Origin of the sequence: Pseudomonas sp. PH1b (genome assembly GCF_000633395.1) — a bacterium.
Lineage (GTDB): Bacteria > Pseudomonadota > Gammaproteobacteria > Pseudomonadales > Pseudomonadaceae > Aquipseudomonas.
On the sequence record NZ_AYMU01000007.1, the window covers coordinates 301,988 to 322,331 of the forward strand.

A 20,344-nucleotide genomic window follows, 5' to 3' on the forward strand; every position below is an offset into this window, starting at 1 on the left:
CGGGTGAGGGCTTAGCGTTTGGCCAGGTGCACCGCCAGCACGTCGCAAGGTGCGCCGTGCAGGACGTCATTGGCGGTGGAACCCAGCAGCAGAGCGAGGCCGTGACGGCCATGGCTGCCGACCACGATCAGGTCGCATTCCTGTTCCTTGGCCAGGTGATGGATCTCCTGGCGTGGCTGGCCATAGGTCAGGTGGCTGTAGTCCTTGGTCAGCTCCGGGTATTTGTTGATCAGCCGGTCCAGGCGCTCCTTGGCCTGGTCGAACTGTTGCTGCTGCAGTTGCGAAAGGTCCATCGGCACGTCGCCACCGAAGGCCATGGCCATGGGTTCGACAATGTGCACCAGGGACAGCTTGGCTCCATTGCTCACAGACAGCTCGCGAGCGCGGTGGATAACAGGATCGCACTCTTCGGTTAGATCTACGGCGACCAGAATATGGTGGTAGGACATGAGGCGCTCCTCCTGAGGATTGCAATAGCTTCAAGTATGGCTGGTTTCAAGCGGGTTGGTTGCACCCTGGTCCCGCTCATCAAAAAATCGAGAGTACTGATATGACGGTCTGGATAGTGGTGTCAATCCTTGCGGTGGTTCTGAGTCCCTTGGCCTGGTTGCGACCTTCGCGTCACCAGAGCGGGCTCATTGCCTTGCGCATGGAGGCCCGACGCATGGGATTGGCCATGCAACTGGCGCCTCAGCAATGGCCGCACTGGCTGGGGCAGGAGCCGCCCAACCCTTGCCCGCAGTACCATCGGCCGCGGCGCAACGGGCAATCGGCCTGCTGGAGTTACTGGCAGGTTGCGCCGGGCCAATGGGTCAACCAGTGGCGTGAGCCCTGTGTCGATGAGGTGCTGCTCAAGCATCTTGAGACGCTGCCGGCGGGGGTGTTCAAGGTCGAGGCGGACAAGCAACTGATCGCCCTGTACTGGAATGAGCGCGGTGAAGTCAGTGTTTTGCAGGATATTGCCTCAGTGCTCAAGGCATTGGCCTGAAGCAATGGCGCAGGCGTTCGCGGCAATCGCGGACGCCTGGTCTGAAAGCCCCGGCATCAGCGCCGAGCAGGGTGGCCTTGGCGGGCCACTCACCTCATTTGCGCTGCGGCGCGCCAATGGCTGCCCCTCGATCGAGGGCGATTTGCTCGGCCTTGTCCAGGCTCAGAAACGCCTCGGTTTTTCCTCGGATATTTCCCTGTCCTGTTAGCTATTGATCCGACTTGTCGGGGGATTTAGGGCGACTTTTCTAAATATTGATCCTATGAATGGCTGTAAATGCAGGGTCGTGTTGATCGTTCGAGGGGCGATGAAGTGACCGCAAAGTCGTGTTTCAAACAGCATTTTGCACGATTGACAATTGGCGGATTTTCCCTGAATGTGGCGTACCCAAATCAAACGGGCGTATGAAATGAGCGTTTGTGTCCCAGGCGACTCTATACAGAATCCCGACTATCGCGTTGGCGGGTGTGCCTGGCGGATTGGCGTTAGCATCGACGGTAACGTCAGTGCCAAGCCAGAAGCTAGCGTCCGACGTGTACTGTTCAGCTTCCATATCGTGGAGATCAGTTGATGATTTACGAAGGTAAAGCCATCACGGTTAAGGCTCTTGAAAGTGGCATCGTCGAATTGAATTTCGACCTCAAGGGTGAGTCCGTCAACAAGTTCAACCGTCTAACCCTGAACGAATTGCGTCAGGCCGTTGACACCATCAAGGCAGATGCGTCGATCAAAGGCGTGATCGTCAGCAGTGGCAAGGACGTGTTCATCGTCGGTGCCGACATCACCGAGTTTGTCGACAACTTCAAGCTGCCGGATGCCGAGCTGGTGGCAGGCAACCTCGAAGCCAACAAGATCTTCAGCGATTTCGAAGACCTCAACGTGCCGACCGTTGCTGCAATCAACGGCATCGCCCTGGGCGGCGGCCTGGAAATGTGCCTGGCCGCGGACTACCGCGTCATGGCTGCCAGCGCCAAGATCGGCCTGCCGGAAGTCAAGCTGGGCATCTACCCGGGCTTCGGCGGTACCGTGCGCCTGCCGCGCATCATCGGTGCCGATAACGCCATCGAATGGATTGCCGCCGGCAAGGAAAACCGTGCCGAAGACGCGCTGAAAGTCGGCGCTGTCGATGCTGTGGTTGCTCCCGATAAACTCAAGGATGCCGCTCTGGCCCTGGTCAAGCGCGCCATTTCCGGCGAGTTCGACTACAAGGCCAAGCGCCAGCCGAAGCTGGAAAAGCTCAAGCTCAACGCCATCGAGCAGATGATGGCGTTCGAAACCGCCAAGGGTTTCGTGGCCGGCCAGGCGGGCCCGAACTACCCGGCGCCGGTCGAAGCGATCAAGACCATCCAGAAAGCCGCCAACTTTGGTCGCGACAAGGCTCTGGAAGTGGAAGCCGCAGGCTTCGTCAAACTGGCCAAGACCTCTGCCGCGCAAAGCCTGATCGGCCTGTTCCTGAACGATCAGGAACTGAAGAAAAAGGCCAAGGCCTACGACGAAATCGCCAAGGACGTGAAGCAGGCCGCGGTACTCGGCGCCGGCATCATGGGTGGCGGCATCGCCTATCAGTCGGCGTCCAAAGGCACGCCGATCCTGATGAAGGACATCAACGAGCACGGTATCGAGCAGGGTCTGGCTGAAGCCGCGAAACTGCTGGTGGGCCGCGTTGACAAGGGCCGCATGACTGCGGCGAAGATGGCCGAGGTGCTCAACGGCATTCGTCCGACCCTGTCCTACGGTGACTTCGGCAACGTCGACCTGGTGGTCGAGGCCGTGGTCGAGAACCCCAAGGTCAAGCAGATCGTGCTGGCTGAAGTGGAAGGCCAGGTCAAGGAGGACACCATCCTGGCGTCCAACACCTCGACCATTTCCATCAGCCTGCTGGCCAAGGCCCTCAAGCGTCCGGAAAACTTCGTCGGCATGCACTTCTTCAACCCGGTGCACATGATGCCGCTGGTGGAAGTGATCCGTGGTGAGAAGTCCAGCGAGCTGGCCGTGGCCACCACCGTTGCCTACGCCAAGAAAATGGGCAAGAACCCGATCGTGGTCAATGACTGCCCGGGTTTCCTGGTCAACCGCGTACTGTTCCCGTACTTCGGCGGTTTCGCCAAGCTGGTCAGCGCCGGTGTGGACTTCGTCCGTATCGACAAGGTCATGGAAAAATTCGGCTGGCCAATGGGCCCGGCGTACCTGATGGACGTGGTCGGCATCGACACCGGCCACCACGGTCGCGACGTGATGGCTGAAGGTTTCCCGGATCGCATGAAGGATGATCGTCGTTCGGCCATCGACGTGCTTTACGAAGCCAAGCGCCTGGGCCAGAAGAACGGCAAGGGTTTCTACGCCTACGAGGCCGACAAGAAAGGCAAGCAGAAGAAGGTTGCCGATCCGTCGGTACTGGAAGTGCTCAAGCCGATCGTCTACGAGCAGCGTGAAGTCACCGACGAAGACATCATCAACTGGATGATGATCCCGCTGTGCCTGGAAACCGTTCGCTGCCTGGAAGACGGCATCGTCGAAACCGCTGCCGAAGCCGACATGGGCCTGGTCTACGGTATTGGTTTCCCTCCATTCCGTGGCGGTGCGCTGCGCTACATCGATTCCATTGGTGTTGCCGAATTCGTTGCCCTGGCCGACCAGTACGCCGATCTGGGCGCGCTGTACCACCCGACCGCGAAGCTGCGTGAAATGGCCAAGAACGGCCAGAGCTTCTTCGGTTAAGCGCCCCCACTAGAGAGCGAGAGTGAGAATATGAGCTTGAATCCTAGAGACGTCGTGATTGTCGACTTCGGTCGTACTCCGATGGGCCGCTCCAAGGGCGGCATGCACCGCAACACCCGCGCCGAAGACATGTCGGCGCACCTGATCAGCAAACTGCTGGAACGCAACGCCAAGGTCGATCCGGCGGAAGTCGAGGACGTGATCTGGGGCTGCGTCAACCAGACCCTGGAGCAGGGCTGGAACATCGCGCGCATGGCGTCGCTGATGACCCAGATCCCTCACACCTCGGCCGGCCAGACCGTCAGCCGCCTGTGTGGTTCGTCCATGAGTGCTTTGCACACTGCCGCGCAAGCGATCATGACCGGCAACGGTGACGTGTTCGTGGTCGGCGGCGTCGAGCACATGGGCCACGTGAGCATGATGCACGGCGTCGATCCGAACCCGCACATGTCCCTGTACGCGGCGAAAGCCTCGGGCATGATGGGCCTGACCGCCGAGATGCTGGGCAAGATGCACGGCATCACCCGTGAGCAGCAGGACGCCTTTGGCGTGCGTTCCCACCAGCTCGCCCACAAGGCGACTGTGGAAGGCAAGTTCAAGGACGAAATCATCCCGATGCAGGGCTATGACGAGAACGGTTTCCTGAAACTGTTCGACTACGACGAAACCATTCGTCCCGAGACCACCCTGGAGAGCCTGGCGGCCCTGAAGCCGGCGTTCAACCCTAAAGGTGGTACCGTGACGGCCGGTACTTCGTCGCAGATCACCGACGGTGCCTCGTGCATGATCGTGATGTCGGCCCAGCGTGCCCAGGACCTGGGCATCCAGCCGATGGCGGTGATTCGTTCGATGGCGGTGGCGGGTGTGGATCCGGCCATCATGGGCTATGGTCCAGTACCGGCCACGCAGAAAGCCCTGAAGCGTGCGGGCCTCGGCATCACCGATATCGACTTCTTCGAGCTCAACGAAGCTTTCGCCGCACAGGCCCTGCCAGTGCTGAAAGATCTGAAAGTGCTCGACAAGATGAACGAGAAGGTTAACCTGCACGGCGGCGCGATCGCCCTGGGTCACCCGTTCGGTTGCTCCGGTGCACGTATCTCCGGGACCTTGCTCAACGTCATGAAGCAGAATGGCGGCACCTTTGGGGTGTCCACCATGTGCATCGGCCTGGGCCAGGGCATCTCGACCGTCTTCGAACGCGTTTAAGCGTTGGGTTGATGGAAGCCGGGGCCCAGTGCCCCGGTTTTTGTTTTTCGGAAGATTTATTTGTTTTTATTTTGAAAAAAATTGCACGAGGGCCAGAGCATGCAGTTACAACCCGGGCTCTATCAGCATTACAAGGGGCCGCAGTACCGCGTTTTCAGCGTGGCGCGGCATTCCGAGACGGAAGAAGAAGTGGTGTTCTATCAAGCCCTGTATGGGGATTACGGCTTTTGGGTACGCCCCTTGAGCATGTTCCTGGAGTCGGTCGAAGTTGACGGCGAGCAGGTCCCGCGCTTTGCTTTGGTGCAGGCCGAACCCAGTCTTTTTTCACCGGCATGAGTACAGGTCGCGCAGTACCCTGCGCTTGACCTCACCCTGTTGCCACTATATATAGCGGTGCCGCGTCAGGCGCCAACCGCCTTTCACTTCTCGAATTCAGGAATTTTCTGATCCATGGGCAAATCGCTGGTCATTGTGGAATCCCCGGCTAAGGCCAAGACCATCAACAAGTACTTGGGCAACCAATACGTGGTGAAGTCGAGTATCGGCCATATCCGAGACCTGCCCACCAGCGGTTCGGCAAGTGCCGCCAAAGAGCCTGCTGCCAAGCGTGGCAAGGCCGCTGTGGGCGAAGCCCCGGCCTTGTCGCCAAAGGAAAAAGCGCGCAAGCAGCTGGTGTCGCGCATGGGCGTCGACCCCGAGCACGGCTGGAAGGCCAAGTACGAAATCCTTCCTGGCAAGGAAAAGGTCATCGAAGAGCTGCGCCGCCTTGCCAAGGATGCCGACACCATCTATCTCGCAACGGACTTGGACCGCGAAGGGGAAGCCATCGCCTGGCACCTGCGGGAAGCCATTGGCGGTGATGACAGCCGCTACAAGCGCGTGGTGTTCAACGAAATCACCAAGAAGGCGATTCAGGAAGCCTTCTCCCAGCCGGGCGAGCTGGATATTCATCGGGTCAATGCGCAGCAGGCGCGGCGCTTCCTCGACCGCGTGGTGGGCTACATGGTCTCGCCATTGCTGTGGGCGAAGATTGCCCGCGGCCTGTCTGCCGGTCGCGTGCAGTCGGTAGCGGTGAAACTGGTGGTGGAGCGCGAGCGTGAGATTCGTGCCTTCATCCCCGAAGAATACTGGGAGATCCACGCGGATCTCGGCACTGCCAAGGGCGCCAATGTGCGCTTTGAAGTGGCTCGTGAGAACGGCGAGGCCTTCAAGCCGCTCAACGAAGCCCAGGCCATGGCTGCCCTGGAGAAGCTCAAGGCGTCGGCCTATAGCGTCGCCAAGCGCGAGGACAAGCCCACCAGCAGCAAGCCTTCGGCGCCGTTCATCACGTCCACCCTGCAGCAGGCCGCGAGCAATCGCCTGGGCTTCGGGGTGAAGAAGACCATGATGATGGCCCAGCGTCTGTATGAGGCTGGCTACATCACCTATATGCGTACCGACTCCACCAACCTCTCGGCTGACGCCGTGGCGATGGCGCGGACTTATATCGAAGACGAGTTCGGCAACAAGTACCTGCCGGCCTCGCCCAACGTCTACAGCAGCAAGGAAGGGGCCCAGGAGGCGCACGAAGCGATTCGTCCGTCCGATGTGAATACCCATCCAAGCAAGCTGTCGGGCATGGAACGTGACGCTGAGCGCCTCTATGAGCTGATCTGGCGCCAGTTCGTCGCTTGCCAGATGCTGCCGGCGCAATACCTGTCCACCACCGTCAGCGTCGCGGCTGGGGGCTTCGAGCTGCGTGCCAAGGGCCGCATCCTCAAGTTCGACGGCTACACCCGGGTCATGCCGCAGATGGCCAAGCCGGGCGACGACGATGTCCTGCCGGAAATGGCTCAGGGCGAAGTGCTGAAGCTGATCAAGCTCGATCCAAGCCAGCACTTCACCAAGCCGCCGGCACGCTACTCCGAAGCCAGCCTGGTGAAGGAAATGGAAAAGCGCGGCATCGGTCGTCCTTCGACCTACGCGGCGATCATTTCGACCATTCAGGACCGCGGCTATGTGACCCTGCACAACCGGCGTTTCTATTCGGAAAAAATGGGTGACATCGTCACCGAGCGCCTCTCCGAGAGTTTCTCCAACCTCATGGACTACGGTTTCACCGCAGGCATGGAAGAGAACCTCGATGATGTGGCCCAGGGCGAGCGCGACTGGAAGAACGTGCTCGACGAGTTCTATGGCGACTTCAAGAAGAAGCTCGAAGTGGCCGAGAGCGCGGAAAGCGGCATGCGTGCCAACCAGCCGGTGATGACCGATATTCCGTGCCAGACCTGTGGTCGTCCGATGCAGATCCGTACCGCATCGACCGGTGTGTTCCTCGGCTGTTCAGGCTACAGCCTGCCACCCAAGGAGCGTTGCAAAGCTACCGTCAACCTGGTGCCGGGCGATGAAATCGCCGCCGACGATGAAGGCGAGTCCGAGTCCCTGGTACTGCGCGGCAAGCACCGTTGCCCGATCTGCAGCACGGCGATGGATGCTTACCTGCTGGATGAGAAGCGCAAGCTGCACATCTGCGGTAACAACCCGGATTGCGCCGGTTACGAGATCGAAGAAGGCAGCTACCGGATCAAGGGCTACGAAGGCCCGAGTCTGGAGTGCGACAAGTGCGGCAGTGAGATGCAGCTCAAGACCGGTCGTTTCGGCAAGTTCTTCGGTTGCACCAACCCCACGTGCAAGAACACTCGTAAACTGCTGAAAAGTGGTGATGCAGCCCCGCCGAAGATGGATCCGGTGAAGATGCCCGAGCTCAAATGCGAGAAGGTCAACGACACCTACATCCTGCGCGATGGCGCTTCTGGGCTGTTCCTGGCCGCCAGCCAGTTCCCGAAGAACCGCGAGACCCGTGCGCCGCTGGTGCTGGAGTTGATCCCGCACAAGGACGAGATCGATCCGAAGTACCACTTCCTGTGCGAAGCGCCGATCAAGGACCCGGATGGCCGTCCAGCCGTGGTTCGCTACAGCCGCAAGACCAAGGAGCAGTACGTGCAGACCGAGATCGATGGCAAGCCCACCGGTTGGCGTGCCTTCTACGACGGCGGCAGTTGGAAGGTCGAAGACAAGCGCACTAAATGATGGAGGCGCCGAGGTTTGCTGCTCGGCGCGCTGTTGGACAAGGCCGCATGAAACCTCCGGGCTTCATGCGGCCTTTCTTTTGGCTTGCGGCAAACCGAAGCGATCCCTGAAACTGTGTGCCATCCGCATTCGTTTCTCTCTCCTGCTGGAGGCTGCCCATATGGCCCACGAGCTCTATACCCGTACCAATCAGAAAATCTACTTTGCCGGCTTGTCGCTGGAAGTTCTGGCCCGTGCTGAAGAGGGGCGGGCAATGAACGCCCAGGCGCAGATTCAGGCAGGGCGCGAGTCGGTACTGTTTCATCTGTATGGGGCCTTGCTGGGGCTTTGCCATGAGATTACCGGGTTCTATCGGTTGCCTCAGGCCAACGCTTCCCGTGTCGAGCTGATTCTCAACCGTGAAGTGCTGGAGAGCATTGCCATTCCAGAGCTGGCGGAGTTGGTGGAGCTGGCCCATAGCCCGCAAACCTGGCTGGCTCAGCTGCTGTATGCCTATGGCGCGCTGTTCCAGCCGCCTCGTGCGCCGCACAAGCCCAAGGGCGACGTGACCCAGCCGTTGATTGTGGCGGTCAATCTGGGCGAGCAGGAGCCGGAAGAGGAATTGAGTCGGGAGGAGCTGGAGAGCTGGCGGCAGAACCTCAAGGCCTTGGCGATTCGTTTTCGCGATGGCTTGAACGAATGCTGATTTTGATCGCTGACTGATTCAGCGTTCGATGATTTGATCAAGGAAGAACATGTTGTTTTTTTTGCGTGATCAGGCGCTGGCTCGCCTGCTGGAGGACAGTCAGGTGCGGGTCAGTCGCGCCCGCTCCAAGGCGGATCTGCTTGAGGTGCTCGACCGGCTCGAGGCATTTCCCGGGGGGCTGGAGTTTGACCATGTGCAGTCGATAGTGCTCCTGGTGCTGGCCTTGGCCTCGTTCGCAGCCCTGCTGTTGATGGACGACATGGGCGTCTTGTTCTGGGTGGGCTTGGCCTGCTGTTTCTTCAGCTACTACGTCAGAAAAGGGCTGAAGGGTTCGTTGGCGGGGCTGGCCAAAAGTATTGCCCACAAGTGCGCGTTGATCAGCAATGACCTGAGCGAGGTCGACAGCAGTGCCGATTGGCGCCTGACAAGGCTGAACAACGAGTTCGCCGATTACCAGCGGGGTAATGAGCGACGGCATATCCTTGAGTCGGTACAGGGTGTCTACCATGGGGTGCGGCATTCGTTGGTCTTTGAATATCACCATCAGCAGTACGTGAACTCCAGAAGCGAGCGTGGTGCAGGCGGAAGCTATCGCACCGTCTACGACACCTTCAGTCGCTACAGCCTGGTGCTGGACTTTCCCTGGGTCAGGGGGATTTCGGTTTTATCCAATCCCCAGGACAGATCTTGGGAAAATCGGCGCTTCAAGATCGCTTGCGAAGATTTCAACCAGGTCTTTGTACTGCTCGGCGGCGATCAAGCCTGCTGGGACAGCTTCGCCACGCCGGAAACCCAGCTCTTGCTGATGGGCCTTGCACAGCGTCTGGACCGGGTGAACCTGGAGTTCTCCGGCGAAGGCCGGCTTTGCCTGAGCTTTGATAATGCAGAGGTCATGGCCTATGCCGATCCTGGATCGCTCAGCGATCTGCCGCTCTTTCGTGAGCGGATCAAGGCAGGCGTTGAGTTGCCGGGGTTGTATTCGCTTTTGGAGCGGATGCATCGATTGACGGACTTGCAGGCGCACGGCTCTGAATTATCCTTGGCGGCTGCTGATGGAGCGGGGCACTAGCGGCAGGGCAGGTGGCGTGGCCAGGACGGGAGTTATGCAGTGGGATGTGCCTTTTGGTCGGGCGTCCTGGTTCAAGATCCCGAGCGAGGGCTGGGCGATGACTGATATAATCCCGCCCTTTCGTGGAGAACAGACCTATATGCCAACGTCCTTTCTAGAAATTGTCGAGTTGCCAGACGGCCGTATCGAGCTGCGCAGAGCTGAGGACGAGGGTTCTCTGGTTACTTTGGATTTCTCCGAGGATGCCAAAGCCTTTCTGCAGGGACAGCATGTTGAAGTGGCCAAAGCCATGTTGAGTGTCGGCGTACAGATGGCCGGGCGCCTGGTTGAAGGCGAAATCGACAAGGAAGACGGTCCGCGGGTTCTTCACTAAGTCCGTTTATCGGCTTTTATCCGGTCATTCGTCGTATTTGTTTCGGCTTCTCAATTCTGGAGAAGCCCGTGCGATTCAAGCACCTTTTCCAGCGCTCCCGCTGTTTACCCCAGGCGAATATTCAGACTCTGTGCGTCGCCAGTACGTGCGGCGCTGATCAGTTGTTGCCGGGCGCTGGTGCTCAACGGGTTCAGCCAGCTCACTACGGTATGGCTGCGGCCCAGGCGCAGGGCTTCACAGGCCAGTTGCTGCGGGCTCTGATTGCCCCGCGGGTGCAGCAGCAGGATGCGTTCGCGATTCAGTCCGGCATCTCGCAGCCAGCTTTGAGTCAGGCTGGAGGGCGGGGAGATCAGGGTCAGCCAGCGCGCATCCTGTTCCTCGCTCAGTTCCCTGAGGATGGGGGCCAGCAGGTTCAGGCAGTTCCCGGCAGCGCCGCGTAACGACAGTTCGCTGAAGGCGTCCGGTTCTTTGTTCCAGGGCGCCTCGGCCACTTCCTTGAGCGCTGGCACCAATGGTTGGGCCAGGAATGCTTCGAACAGGGGCAACTGGGCTTGCTGTGGTGTGTGGGGGAACTGCATGGAGCCTCCTTTAGCGGCGAATAACGCCGACGCTCAAGCCTTCGATCACCAGTTCCTGATCTTTCAGGTTGACTTCGATGGGGGCGAACTCAGGGTTCTCGGCGATCAGCCAGACCTTGCTGCCTTCGCGCTTGAAGCGCTTGACCGTGACTTCATCGCCAATGCGCGCTACCACCACCTGGCCGTTACGGGCTTCGCGAGTGGTGTGCACTGCGAGCAGGTCGCCGTCGAAGATGCCGATGTCCTTCATGCTCATGCCGTGTACCCGAAGCAGATAGTCGGCACGAGGGTGGAAGAAGGCCGGGTTGATGTTGCAGGACTCTTCGATGTGTTGCTGGGCCAGGATCGGAGCGCCGGCGGCAACGCGACCGATAACGGGCAGCGAATCGTCGCTCTTGGCTTCAAAGCCCGGGATGCGAATGCCGCGCGAGGCTCCGGGCGTCATCTCGATGGCGCCTTTGCGAGCCAGGGCCTTGAGGTGTTCTTCGGCAGCGTTGGGCGATTTGAAACCCAGCTCCTGGGCAATCTCGGCGCGGGTCGGTGGGTAGCCGTTGTCTTCCAGGCAGCGCTTGATAAAAGCCAGAATCTCAGCTTGGCGTGGCGTCAGTTTTAGCATGTCGATCGCTCTGTCTTTTTATACAGTGACTGGGATTATATACAGTGGGCGTCACTTGGCAATCCTCGTTTTTCCCGGGGTCGCCGCAAGGTTGTCGTCGTGCTGAAGCAATCCACCGTCCAAGGCTGGCTACAGAGGCCGGCAGGTGTGATTAAATAGCCCGCCGGACGGCCTCTGCAGAGGCTGGCAGGCTTGACATTGCAGAGCCTGAAACGTATGTTTCAAACAAGTGTTTGTCAGGCGGAGTAGCCATGGCCCAGTCGGAAACCGTTGAACGCATTCTCGATGCTGCCGAGCAGTTGTTCGCGGAAAAAGGTTTTGCCGAAACCTCATTGCGGCTGATCACCAGCAAGGCCGGGGTCAACCTGGCTGCGGTCAACTATCACTTCGGCTCCAAGAAGGCCCTGATCCAGGCGGTGTTCTCGCGCTTCCTGGGGCCGTTCTGCATCAGCCTCGATCGCGAGCTGGAGCGTCGCCAGTCCAAGCCGGAGAGCAAGCCGAGCCTGGAAGAGCTGCTGGAAATCCTCGTCGAGCAGGCCCTGGTGGTGCAGCCGCGCAGTGGCAATGATCTGTCGATCTTCATGCGCCTGCTGGGTCTGGCTTTCAGTCAGAGCCAGGGGCATTTGCGACGTTATCTGGAAGACATGTACGGCAAGGTGTTCCGTCGCTACATGCTGCTGGTCAACGAAGCGGCGCCGCGCATTCCGCCGATCGAACTGTTCTGGCGCGTGCACTTCATGCTCGGAGCGGCCGCGTTCAGCATGTCCGGGATCAAGGCGCTGCGGGCCATCGCCGAAACCGATTTCGGGGTCAATACCTCCATCGAGCAGGTGATGCGGCTGATGGTGCCGTTCCTTGCGGCCGGCATGCGGGCTGAAACCGGCGTCACTGACGAAGCGATGGCCAGCGCCCAGCTCAAGCCCCGCAGCAAGTCAGCTCCGGCAGTCGCCAAGGCTTGATCTCACGGGTGGGCGGGTCAGCTTACATCCGCTAAGCTAGCCGCCCATGCCGACTCTCGTTTCATACCCTTTGTGCCTTCCCTTCGCCGACCCTGGCCGGTTTGGCTGCATTCATGGCGAATGCGGCCCTTTGTGCCTTCCCCGGGATCCATCGTTGATGGCGTGGGCATTCGTGTTTAAGGAATTTTTATGACTGCTGGCCTGCAAGGCTCCTTGATGGTGGACGTCGCCGGTACCTGGCTGACGGCCGAAGATCGCCAACTCCTGCGTCAGCCACAAGTGGGAGGGCTGATCATATTCGCGCGCAATATCGAGCACCCGCGCCAGGTGCGTGAGCTCTGTGCGGCGATTCGCGCCATTCGCCCGGATCTGCTGCTGGCGGTAGACCAGGAGGGCGGCCGGGTGCAGCGGCTGCGCCAGGGCTTTGTCCGCCTGCCGGCCATGCGCGCGCTGGCCGACAACCCGAATGCCGAGTACCTGGCCGAGCAGTGTGGCTGGATCATGGCCTCCGAAGTGCTGGCGGTGGGCCTGGACCTTAGCTTTGCTCCGGTCCTGGACCTGGACCATCAGCGCAGTGCGGTGGTCGGCAGCCGTGCCTTCGAGGGCGACCCCGAGCGTGCGGCGCTGCTGGCCGGGGCTTTTATCCGTGGGATGAACAGCGCCGGCATGGCGGCCACCGGCAAGCATTTTCCCGGGCACGGCTGGGCCGAGGCCGATTCCCACGTCGCCATCCCCAATGATGAGCGCAGCCTGGATGAAATTCGCGCCAGGGACTTGCTGCCGTTCGCTCGCCTGAGCAAGCAGCTGGCAGCGGTGATGCCGGCGCATGTGATCTACCCGCAGGTGGACCCTCAGCCGGCCGGTTTTTCCCGGCGCTGGCTGCAAGACATCCTGCGTGGCGAACTGCAGTTCGATGGGGTGATCTTCAGCGATGATCTGTCCATGGCCGGCGCTCATGTGGTGGGCGATGCTGCGAGTCGCATCGAGGCGGCGCTGTCTGCCGGTTGTGACATGGGCCTGGTGTGCAACGATCGTGCTGCGGCCGAGTTGGCCCTGAGTGCGGTGCAGCGCCTGAAGGTGCGGCCATCGCCGCGAATCGCGCGGATGCGCGGGCAGGCTGTTGCCAGTGTCGAATACAAGCAGGATCCGCGCTGGCTCACTGCGCTGGGTGCCCTCAAGGCCGCTCAGTTGATCGACTGAGGAGGAGGGGCGCCGGTCATTCTCCGGTGCCCTTCATGGATTGCCCCGAACTGGCCGGGGGCGGGATCAGCGGCTGGCCTTCTTGTCCGGCAGCGGCGCGAACAACGCCTCGATGTCTTCGCTCTGCAGCTTCCAGTCGCCCGCCTTGCGCCCATCCAGTACTCCCGCCGCCAGGTCCGATTTTTCCTGTTGCAGGTGCTGGATCTTCTCCTCCACCGTGCCCCGGGCAATCAGTTTGTAGACGAACACCGGTTTCTCCTGGCCGATGCGGTAGGCGCGGTCGGTGGCCTGGCTTTCGGTCGCCGGGTTCCACCAGGGGTCGTAGTGGATCACCGTATCGGCTTCGGTCAGGTTGAGGCCGACACCGCCGGCCTTGAGGCTGATGAGGAAAATCTGCAGCTTGCCACTCTGGAAGTCGCGCACTGGTGTGCGCCGGTCCCGGGTCTGGCCGGTCAGCAGGGCGTAGGCGATGTTGCGCCGTTTCAGCTCGGCCTCGATCAGGCTGAGCATCGAGGTGAACTGCGAGAACAGCAGGATACGTCGACCTTCCTCGAACAGCTCTTCGAGCATTGCCATCAGGCTGTCGAGCTTGCCCGACGAACTGCCCCGGGCCGGTGGCTGGTCGTTGACCAGGCGCAGGTCACAGCACACCTGGCGCAGCTTGAGCAGGGCTTCGAGAATGATGATCTGGCTGCGAGCCACGCCCTTGCGGGTGATCTCGTCGCGGACCTTCTTGTCCATGGCCAGGCGCATGGTTTCGTAGACATCACGCTGCGCTTCGTTGAGTTCGACCCAGTGGATGATCTCGGTCTTGGGCGGCAGCTCGGTCGCCACCTGTTCCTTGGTGCGGCGCAGCAGGAAGGGCTTGATCCGGCCATTGAGGTGCTGCAGGCGCACTTCGCTGGCGTGCTTCTCGATCGGCACCCGGTAGTCGCGGTTGAAGCTCTTGGCATCGCCGAGCCAGCCCGGCAGCAGGAAGTGAAACAGCGACCAGAGTTCCCCCAGGTGGTTTTCCAGGGGCGTGCCGGACAGGCACAGGCGCTGCCGGGCGTTGAGCTCCCGGGCGGCCTGGGCGGCCTTGCTCGACGGGTTCTTGATGTACTGCGCCTCATCCAGGATCAGCACGTGCAAGGGTTGCGCCGCCAACCGCTCGATGTCCTTGGGTAGCAGCGCATAAGTCGTCAACAGCAGGTCGTAGTCGGCCAGTTGTTCGAAATGTCTTTTGCGCCCGGCGCCATACAGTGCCAGGACCTTGAGTTGCGGAGTGAAGTGCGCGGCCTCGTCCAGCCAGTTGGGAATCAGGCTGGTGGGCATCACCACCATGCAGGGGCGGTCCAGGCGCCCGGCGTTTTTCTCGCTGAGAATGTGCGCCAGGGTCTGCAGGGTCTTCCCCAGCCCCATGTCGTCGGCGAGGATGCCGCCCACCTCCAGCTGTCGCAGGGACTGCATCCAGCTCAGTCCTTCGAGTTGGTAAGGGCGCAAGGTGGCATTCAAACCCTGCGGTACCGGCGCCGAGTAGTCCCTGATGTCCCGCAGGCGCTGGGCAAAGGTACGGATGTGCTCGCCGCCTTCCCAGAGCAGCGGCAGGTCCTGCAGCGGGTTGAGGCGCGTGGCGTCGGCGCTGCTCAGGCGCAGGGTGGTCTCTCCCGGTTCCTGCAGGTAGAACTCGCCCAGGGTCGCCAGTACCGGTTTCAGGCGGCCATAGGGCAGGGCCACTTGCAGTGGGCCATGGGGAGAGTTGGGGCGATTGGGGATGTTCACCAGGATCAACTCGTCGTCACGGCGCCTGGCCAGGCGTTCGGGGTTGAGGATCTCGGTGTGGGAGCGCATCAGGTTGAGCAGGATCGGCAGCAGGCTCAAGCGTTCGCCGTTGACGATGATCCCCAGTTCCAGGTCGAACCAGTCGCGCCCCGGCACTTCATCGACACTGGCATACCAGTCGTCCACCGCCGTTAGGTCGAAACCGAAGTCCTCGTCGATCTGCAGTTCCCAGCCCTGGCTGCGCAGCTTCGGCAACTCATTGAGGGTGAAGGTCAGCCAGGCGCTGTCGTTGACCATCTCGAACAACTCGCCGGCGCTTTCCGGGAGTGCCTTGCTCTGCCGGGTAGCGATCTTGAAACCCAGGCCGCGCAACTGTTCGCGGTAGCCTTGTTCCAACTCCGGCTGGCGCTTGATTCTCAAGCTCTGGTGTTCCTGGCGGATGATCAGATCGGCATTCTTCTGTCCGCTGGCGTATTCGCCCTGATAGTTGAACGACAGGGCTGCGCGGTGCTGGATGTAGCGCTGCATCTTGCCATTGCGCGGCTCGAAGGCGCTGAACTCGATACTTGCCAGCCACAGGCGCGGTACTGGCTGCACGTCGTCGAGCAGTTGCTGGGGGAGCGCTGGAGGGCGACGGCTGTCGAGGACGGCAGAGAGTTTCTCCAGCAACTCGGCATCCTGTGCCGCCGCTGGGTAGGCCAGGGTCTCTTGCACGTGCAGCAATACTGCGGCGATGTGCTTGCAGTTGCTGTGGACCGGGCAGGTGCAATGTCCGTCGATCAGCAGCAGGCTGCCCTTGCTCGATTCGCGCAGGTGGATGGTCTGACGATAGACGCTGTCTCCGGAACCTTGGCAACTGGCAGTGATAGCGCTGTCTCCAGCACTGACGATGCGCACGCGTTTTTCCAGGGCGTAGCGTCGGCCACGTTCCAGGACCTGCTCCTTGAAGCGGTTGATCCAGGACGGGGCCAGGGGTTTGGTCAGGGGCGGGGTCATAGGGACTTCAATCAGTCCGGAATTTCAGTTGGCGCAGGACGGGGCGCCGGTGCGGTAAGCGAGGTGATCTTGATCAGCAGCGCCAGGTGTCCGTTGTCCAGGTAGTTGAGCTGGCCGTTCTTGGTGTGGCTTTGCTGCTTCAGGCGTTCACTGCGGGTGACCAAGCCATTGCTGTCGATCTGGTTGATCCAGAAGTCGGCGTCCACGTCGGTAAAGCGCCCGAGCTTGAGGGCCAGGGTGCCTTCGATGGGGAACTGGCCGAACTGCTCCGGACCGTCGCTGAGGGCGACCTTGACCGGGGTTTCTCCCAGGGTCTGTTGCCAGGCCTTGTGCAGCAACACGCTGTAGTTGCCGCTGGCACCAAGTTTTTCCACGATCGGGCCAAGGGATGGGGTGCGCTGGCTGTCCGCAGGCAGGCGCTGGGCCCCGGCAGCCCAGTCTTCCGGTGCGGTCCGGCTGAGGAGCGGCGGTTCGGCATTCTGGCGGATCAGGATCATTTCCACCTGGTACAGGTCATCGGCAAAGGCCATGGGCGCGACCAGGATCAGCAACAGGGGCAAGCAGCGAAGCAGGCGCATGGGGCGTCCTTCAAGCAGTTTTCGGGGTGAGGCGTTCAAACAGCGCCTCCAATGTATTAAAGCGCTCTTCCGGGCGTTCCATCGGCACCATGAACTTGAACTGTGTTGCGCCTTCGAACTTGTAGCGTTTGGGCTGGCCCTGGATCAGCTTGATCAGCGCCAGCGGGTCCACCGGGGTATCGGCGGCGAACTCGATGCGCCCGCCTTGCGGGCCGCCATCGACCTTCTTGATCCCCAGTTGCTCGGCCTGGAGTTTGAGCAGGGTCAGGCGGATCAGGTTCTTGGTGGGCTCGGGCAGCAGGCCGAAGCGGTCGATCATTTCCACTTGCAGATCCTTCAGGCCGTCCTCGTCGGTGGCCGAGGCGATGCGCTTGTAGAGGATCAGTCGGGCGTGGACGTCCGGCAGGTAGTCCTCGGGAATCAAGGCCGGCAGGCGCAGGTTGATTTCCGGCCCGCCACCCAGGGGCTGGTCGAGGTTCGGCTGCTCGCCCTTGCGAATGGCTTTCACTGCGCGTTCGAGCATTTCCATATAGAGGGTGAAGCCCACGGCCTGGATCTGCCCGCTCTGACCGTCGCCCAGCAGTTCGCCGGCGCCGCGGATCTCCAGGTCGTTGGTGGCCAGGACGAAACCGGCGCCCAGGTCCTGGGTATTGGCGATGGCTTCCAGGCGCTTCTCCGCGTCCGGGGTGATCTGCTGGCGCGGCGGCGTCAGCAGGTAGGCATAGGCCTGGTGGTGGCTGCGGCCGACCCGGCCGCGCAGTTGGTGCAACTGGGCCAGGCCGAACTTGTCGGCGCGCTCGATGATGATGGTGTTGGCGCTGGGCACGTCGATCCCGGTCTCGATGATGGTCGAGGCGATCAGTACGTTGAAGCGCTTGTGGTAGAAGTCGCTCATCACCTGCTCGAGTTCGCGTTCGCGCATCTGCCCATGGCCGATGCCGATTCGAGCTTCTGGCACCAGTTCCGCGAGGTCGGCGGCGCATTTCTCGATGGTCTTCACGTCGTTGTGCAGGTAGTACACCTGGCCACCCCGTAGCAGCTCGCGCAGCAGGGCCTCCTTCACCGTGCTCTTGTTCTGCTCCATGACGAAGGTGCGCACCGACAGGCGGCGAGCCGGCGGCGTGGCGATGATCGACAGGTCGCGCATGCCCGAGACGGCCATGTTCAGGGTCCGCGGGATCGGCGTGGCGGTCAGGGTGAGGATGTCGACTTCGCTGCGCAAGGCCTTGAGCTGTTCTTTCTGGCGCACGCCGAAACGGTGTTCCTCGTCGATGATCACCAGGCCCAGGTTCTTGATCTTTACATCGTCCTGCAACAGCTTGTGGGTGCCGATGACGATATCGATCTTGCCTTCGGCGAGGTCAGCCACCGCGGCATTCACCTCCTTGGCCGACTTGAAGCGGCTCATCACCTCCACAGTCACCGGCCAGTCGGCGAAGCGGTCGCGGAAGCTGTTGTAGTGCTGTTGGGCGAGCAGGGTGGTGGGCACCAGGATTGCCACCTGGCGCCCGCCGTGTACGGCAATGAAGGCGGCGCGCATGGCCACTTCGGTCTTGCCGAAGCCGACGTCGCCACACACCAGGCGATCCATGGGCTTGGGCGAGAGCATGTCCTCGCGCACGGCTTCGATGGTGCTCTGCTGGTCCGGGGTTTCCTCGAACGGGAAGCCGGCGCTGAAGGTGGCATAGTCGGCCTTGGGGTCGGCGAAGGCATAGCCTTCACGGGCAGCGCGACGGGCATAGATGTCCAGCAGTTCGGCGGCCACGTCGCGCACTTGCTCGGCGGCCTTGCGCTTGGCTTTCTGCCAGGCTTCCGAGCCCAGGCGGTGCAGCGGTGCCAGGGCATCGTCGCTGCCGGTATAGCGGGCGATCAGGTGCAGGTTGGCCACGGGCACGTAGAGCTTGGCGCCCTCGGCGTATTCCAGGGTGAGGAATTCGGCGGCCTGATTGTCGATTTCCAGGGTCGCCAGGCCCAGGTAGCGGCCGACGCCGTGGTCGATGTGCACCACCGGCGCACCTTCACGCAGTTCGGTGAGGTTCTTGATTACCGCGTCGTTGTTGGCATCGGCGCGCTTTTCCCGGCGCCGGCGCTGCATTACCCGCTGACCGAACAGCGGGCTTTCCGCCACCAGGGCCAGGGCTGGATCGTCCAGCACCAGGCCCTCGTCCAGGGGCGCGATGGTGATTGCCAGGCGCTCCTTGCTGGCGACGAAGTCCGGCCAGTTGTCGACGGTCTTGGGCCGCAGCTTGAGGCGTTCCAGCAGTTCCAGCAGCACCTCGCGGCGCCCGGCGGATTCAGCGGTGAACAGCACCCGGCCGGGGAACTCGTCGAGGAACCCCGCGAGCGCTGCCAGCGGCTGGTTGGCCTTGGCTTCAATCGCCAGGTTGGGCAACTCCTGGGCCGGGAAGCGCTCGCGGCCAACACCGGTCTCGATGTCCTGCTGGCTGGCGACCACCCGTGGCCAGCTTTTCAGGCGGGCGAAACAGTCTTCCACCGGCAGGAACAATTCCGCAGGCGGCAGCAGTGGGCGCGCCGGGTCCACGCGGCGTTCTTCGTAGCGCCCGCGCACGTCGTTCCAGAAGTTCTCCGCCGCTTGCTCGATGCCGGGCAGGGAGAACACCTGGGTGTCCTGGGGCAGGTAATCGAACAGGGTCGAGGTTTCTTCGAAGAACAGGGGCAGGTAGTACTCGATACCGGCCGGGGTGATGCCGCTGCTCAGGTCCTGGAAGATCGGGCAGCGACGGAAGTCCACATCGAAGCGCTCGCGAAAGCGTGCCTTGAAGCGGGTCACCGCTTCTTTCTGCAGGGGGAATTCCTTGGCCGGCAGCAGGCGCACCGAGTCGACCTTGTCGATGGAGCGCTGATTCTCCGGGTCGAAGGTGCGCAGGGTCTCGATTTCGTCATCGAACAGGTCGATGCGGTAAGGCAGTTTGCTGCCCATCGGGAACAGGTCGATCAATGCACCGCGCACGGTGAACTCGCCGTGCTCGTAGACCGTGTCGACGTAGCGGTAGCCGCTGGCTTCCAGGCGCGTGCGCATCTGTTCGACGTCGAGCTTCTGGCCAACGTCCAGTACCAGGCTGCTGCCCAGCAGGAACTGGGTCGGCGCCAGGCGGTGCAGGGCGGTGGTGATCGGCACCACCAGCACACCGTGTTCCAGCTCCGGCAGCCGGTACAGGCTGGCGATGCGCTGGGAAATGATGTCCTGATGCGGCGAGAACAAGTCGTAGGGCAAGGTTTCCCAATCGGGGAAATGCAGTACTGGCAGATCCGGGGCGAAGAAGCTCAGCTCCTGCTCCAGTCGATCGGCGCTTTGGCTGTCGGCGGTCAGCAAGAGGGTGAAGCGCTTGGCAGCGCTGGCGGCTTCGGCGATGGCCAGGCTCAGCGCGGCACCGGGCAGATTGCCCCAATGCTGTTTGCCGGCGGCGGAAGGGAGTAGCGGTAGACGCAGGACGGGCACGGACGGTCTAGCTCCAAGCGTTGCGACAAAGTCGGTAATTGTAACGGGGCAGGGGGCTGACTGTCAGTTGCAGATGTGCATGATGGGC

At 61.5% G+C, this 20,344-nt stretch carries 17 protein-coding genes; 11 read left to right on the plus strand and 6 right to left on the minus strand.

Going from position 1 to position 20,344, the window contains the following annotated elements; all coding sequences use genetic code 11:
* Nucleotides 1-11 precede the first annotated feature (11 nt).
* Complete coding sequence (locus U873_RS0113955; protein WP_025128841.1) at nt 12-449, minus strand: universal stress protein; 438 nt, start codon at nt 447-449, stop codon at nt 12-14.
* Nucleotides 450-550: 101 nt separating this feature from the next.
* Here U873_RS0113955 and U873_RS0113960 point away from each other — a divergent pair, with 101 nt between their 5' ends.
* The 9 genes from U873_RS0113960 to U873_RS0114000 all read left to right on the plus strand — a co-directional run bounded on the left by U873_RS0113960 (nt 551) and on the right by U873_RS0114000 (nt 10,108).
* On the plus strand, nt 551-988 hold the full coding sequence (locus tag U873_RS0113960; RefSeq protein WP_025128842.1) for a hypothetical protein: 438 nt from the start codon (nt 551-553) through the stop codon (nt 986-988).
* Between the two features lie 4 nt (nt 989-992).
* Nucleotides 993-1,196 carry a hypothetical protein gene (locus U873_RS0113965; protein WP_025128843.1) on the plus strand — a complete coding sequence of 68 codons (204 nt, stop codon included), beginning with the start codon at nt 993-995 and terminating at the stop codon, nt 1,194-1,196.
* A 362-nt stretch (nt 1,197-1,558) separates the two neighbouring features.
* On the plus strand, nt 1,559-3,706 hold the full coding sequence (gene fadB / locus U873_RS0113970; RefSeq protein ID WP_025128844.1) for a fatty acid oxidation complex subunit alpha FadB: 2,148 nt from the start codon (nt 1,559-1,561) through the stop codon (nt 3,704-3,706).
* Between the two features lie 30 nt (nt 3,707-3,736).
* A complete protein-coding gene (gene fadA, locus U873_RS0113975; RefSeq protein ID WP_025128845.1) occupies nt 3,737-4,912 on the plus strand; it encodes an acetyl-CoA C-acyltransferase FadA in 1,176 nt (391 codons plus the stop codon).
* 99 nt (nt 4,913-5,011) lie between these two features.
* Complete coding sequence (locus U873_RS0113980; RefSeq protein WP_019093731.1) at nt 5,012-5,248, plus strand: DUF1653 domain-containing protein; 237 nt, start codon at nt 5,012-5,014, stop codon at nt 5,246-5,248.
* A 114-nt stretch (nt 5,249-5,362) separates the two neighbouring features.
* On the plus strand, nt 5,363-7,981 hold the full coding sequence (gene topA, locus U873_RS0113985; RefSeq protein WP_025128846.1) for a type I DNA topoisomerase: 2,619 nt from the start codon (nt 5,363-5,365) through the stop codon (nt 7,979-7,981).
* A gap of 160 nt (nt 7,982-8,141) precedes the next feature.
* Nucleotides 8,142-8,666 (plus strand): DUF6586 family protein, encoded by a 525-nt coding sequence (locus U873_RS0113990; RefSeq protein WP_025128847.1) that lies wholly within the window; start codon nt 8,142-8,144, stop codon nt 8,664-8,666.
* A 49-nt stretch (nt 8,667-8,715) separates the two neighbouring features.
* Nucleotides 8,716-9,735 (plus strand): hypothetical protein, encoded by a 1,020-nt coding sequence (locus U873_RS0113995; protein ID WP_025128848.1) that lies wholly within the window; start codon nt 8,716-8,718, stop codon nt 9,733-9,735.
* A 139-nt stretch (nt 9,736-9,874) separates the two neighbouring features.
* Nucleotides 9,875-10,108, plus strand: coding sequence for a hypothetical protein (locus U873_RS0114000; RefSeq protein ID WP_011060267.1), 234 nt, complete (start codon nt 9,875-9,877; stop codon nt 10,106-10,108).
* A gap of 104 nt (nt 10,109-10,212) precedes the next feature.
* On the opposite strand, the gene sulA is transcribed toward U873_RS0114000, so the two are convergent.
* The gene (gene sulA, locus U873_RS0114005; protein WP_025128849.1) at nt 10,213-10,686 is read right to left on the minus strand and encodes an SOS-induced cell division inhibitor SulA; all 474 of its coding nucleotides are present in this window, start codon (nt 10,684-10,686) and stop codon (nt 10,213-10,215) included.
* Between the two features lie 10 nt (nt 10,687-10,696).
* The gene (gene lexA / locus U873_RS0114010) at nt 10,697-11,302 is read right to left on the minus strand and encodes a transcriptional repressor LexA (protein WP_025128850.1); all 606 of its coding nucleotides are present in this window, start codon (nt 11,300-11,302) and stop codon (nt 10,697-10,699) included.
* A 251-nt stretch (nt 11,303-11,553) separates the two neighbouring features.
* Here lexA and U873_RS0114015 point away from each other — a divergent pair, with 251 nt between their 5' ends.
* Together U873_RS0114015 and nagZ are read left to right on the plus strand one after the other, a co-directional pair.
* Nucleotides 11,554-12,261 (plus strand): TetR/AcrR family transcriptional regulator, encoded by a 708-nt coding sequence (locus U873_RS0114015; protein WP_025128851.1) that lies wholly within the window; start codon nt 11,554-11,556, stop codon nt 12,259-12,261.
* A gap of 201 nt (nt 12,262-12,462) precedes the next feature.
* On the plus strand, nt 12,463-13,461 hold the full coding sequence (nagZ, locus tag U873_RS0114020) for a beta-N-acetylhexosaminidase (protein WP_177330275.1): 999 nt from the start codon (nt 12,463-12,465) through the stop codon (nt 13,459-13,461).
* Between the two features lie 66 nt (nt 13,462-13,527).
* Here nagZ and U873_RS0114025 read toward each other — a convergent pair whose 3' ends face one another.
* From U873_RS0114025 to mfd, 3 genes are read right to left on the minus strand one after another with little or no spacing between them, the layout of a single operon-like run.
* Entirely contained in the window at nt 13,528-16,218 is a 2,691-nt protein-coding gene (locus U873_RS0114025; RefSeq protein WP_025128853.1) for a DEAD/DEAH box helicase, read from the minus strand.
* A gap of 11 nt (nt 16,219-16,229) precedes the next feature.
* Nucleotides 16,230-16,796 carry a CsiV family protein gene (locus tag U873_RS0114030; RefSeq protein WP_025128854.1) on the minus strand — a complete coding sequence of 189 codons (567 nt, stop codon included), beginning with the start codon at nt 16,794-16,796 and terminating at the stop codon, nt 16,230-16,232.
* Between the two features lie 10 nt (nt 16,797-16,806).
* Nucleotides 16,807-20,256: a transcription-repair coupling factor gene (gene mfd, locus U873_RS0114035; RefSeq protein WP_025128855.1), complete on the minus strand. Its 3,450-nt coding sequence runs from the start codon at nt 20,254-20,256 to the stop codon at nt 16,807-16,809.
* Between the last annotated feature and the right edge of the window lie 88 nt (nt 20,257-20,344).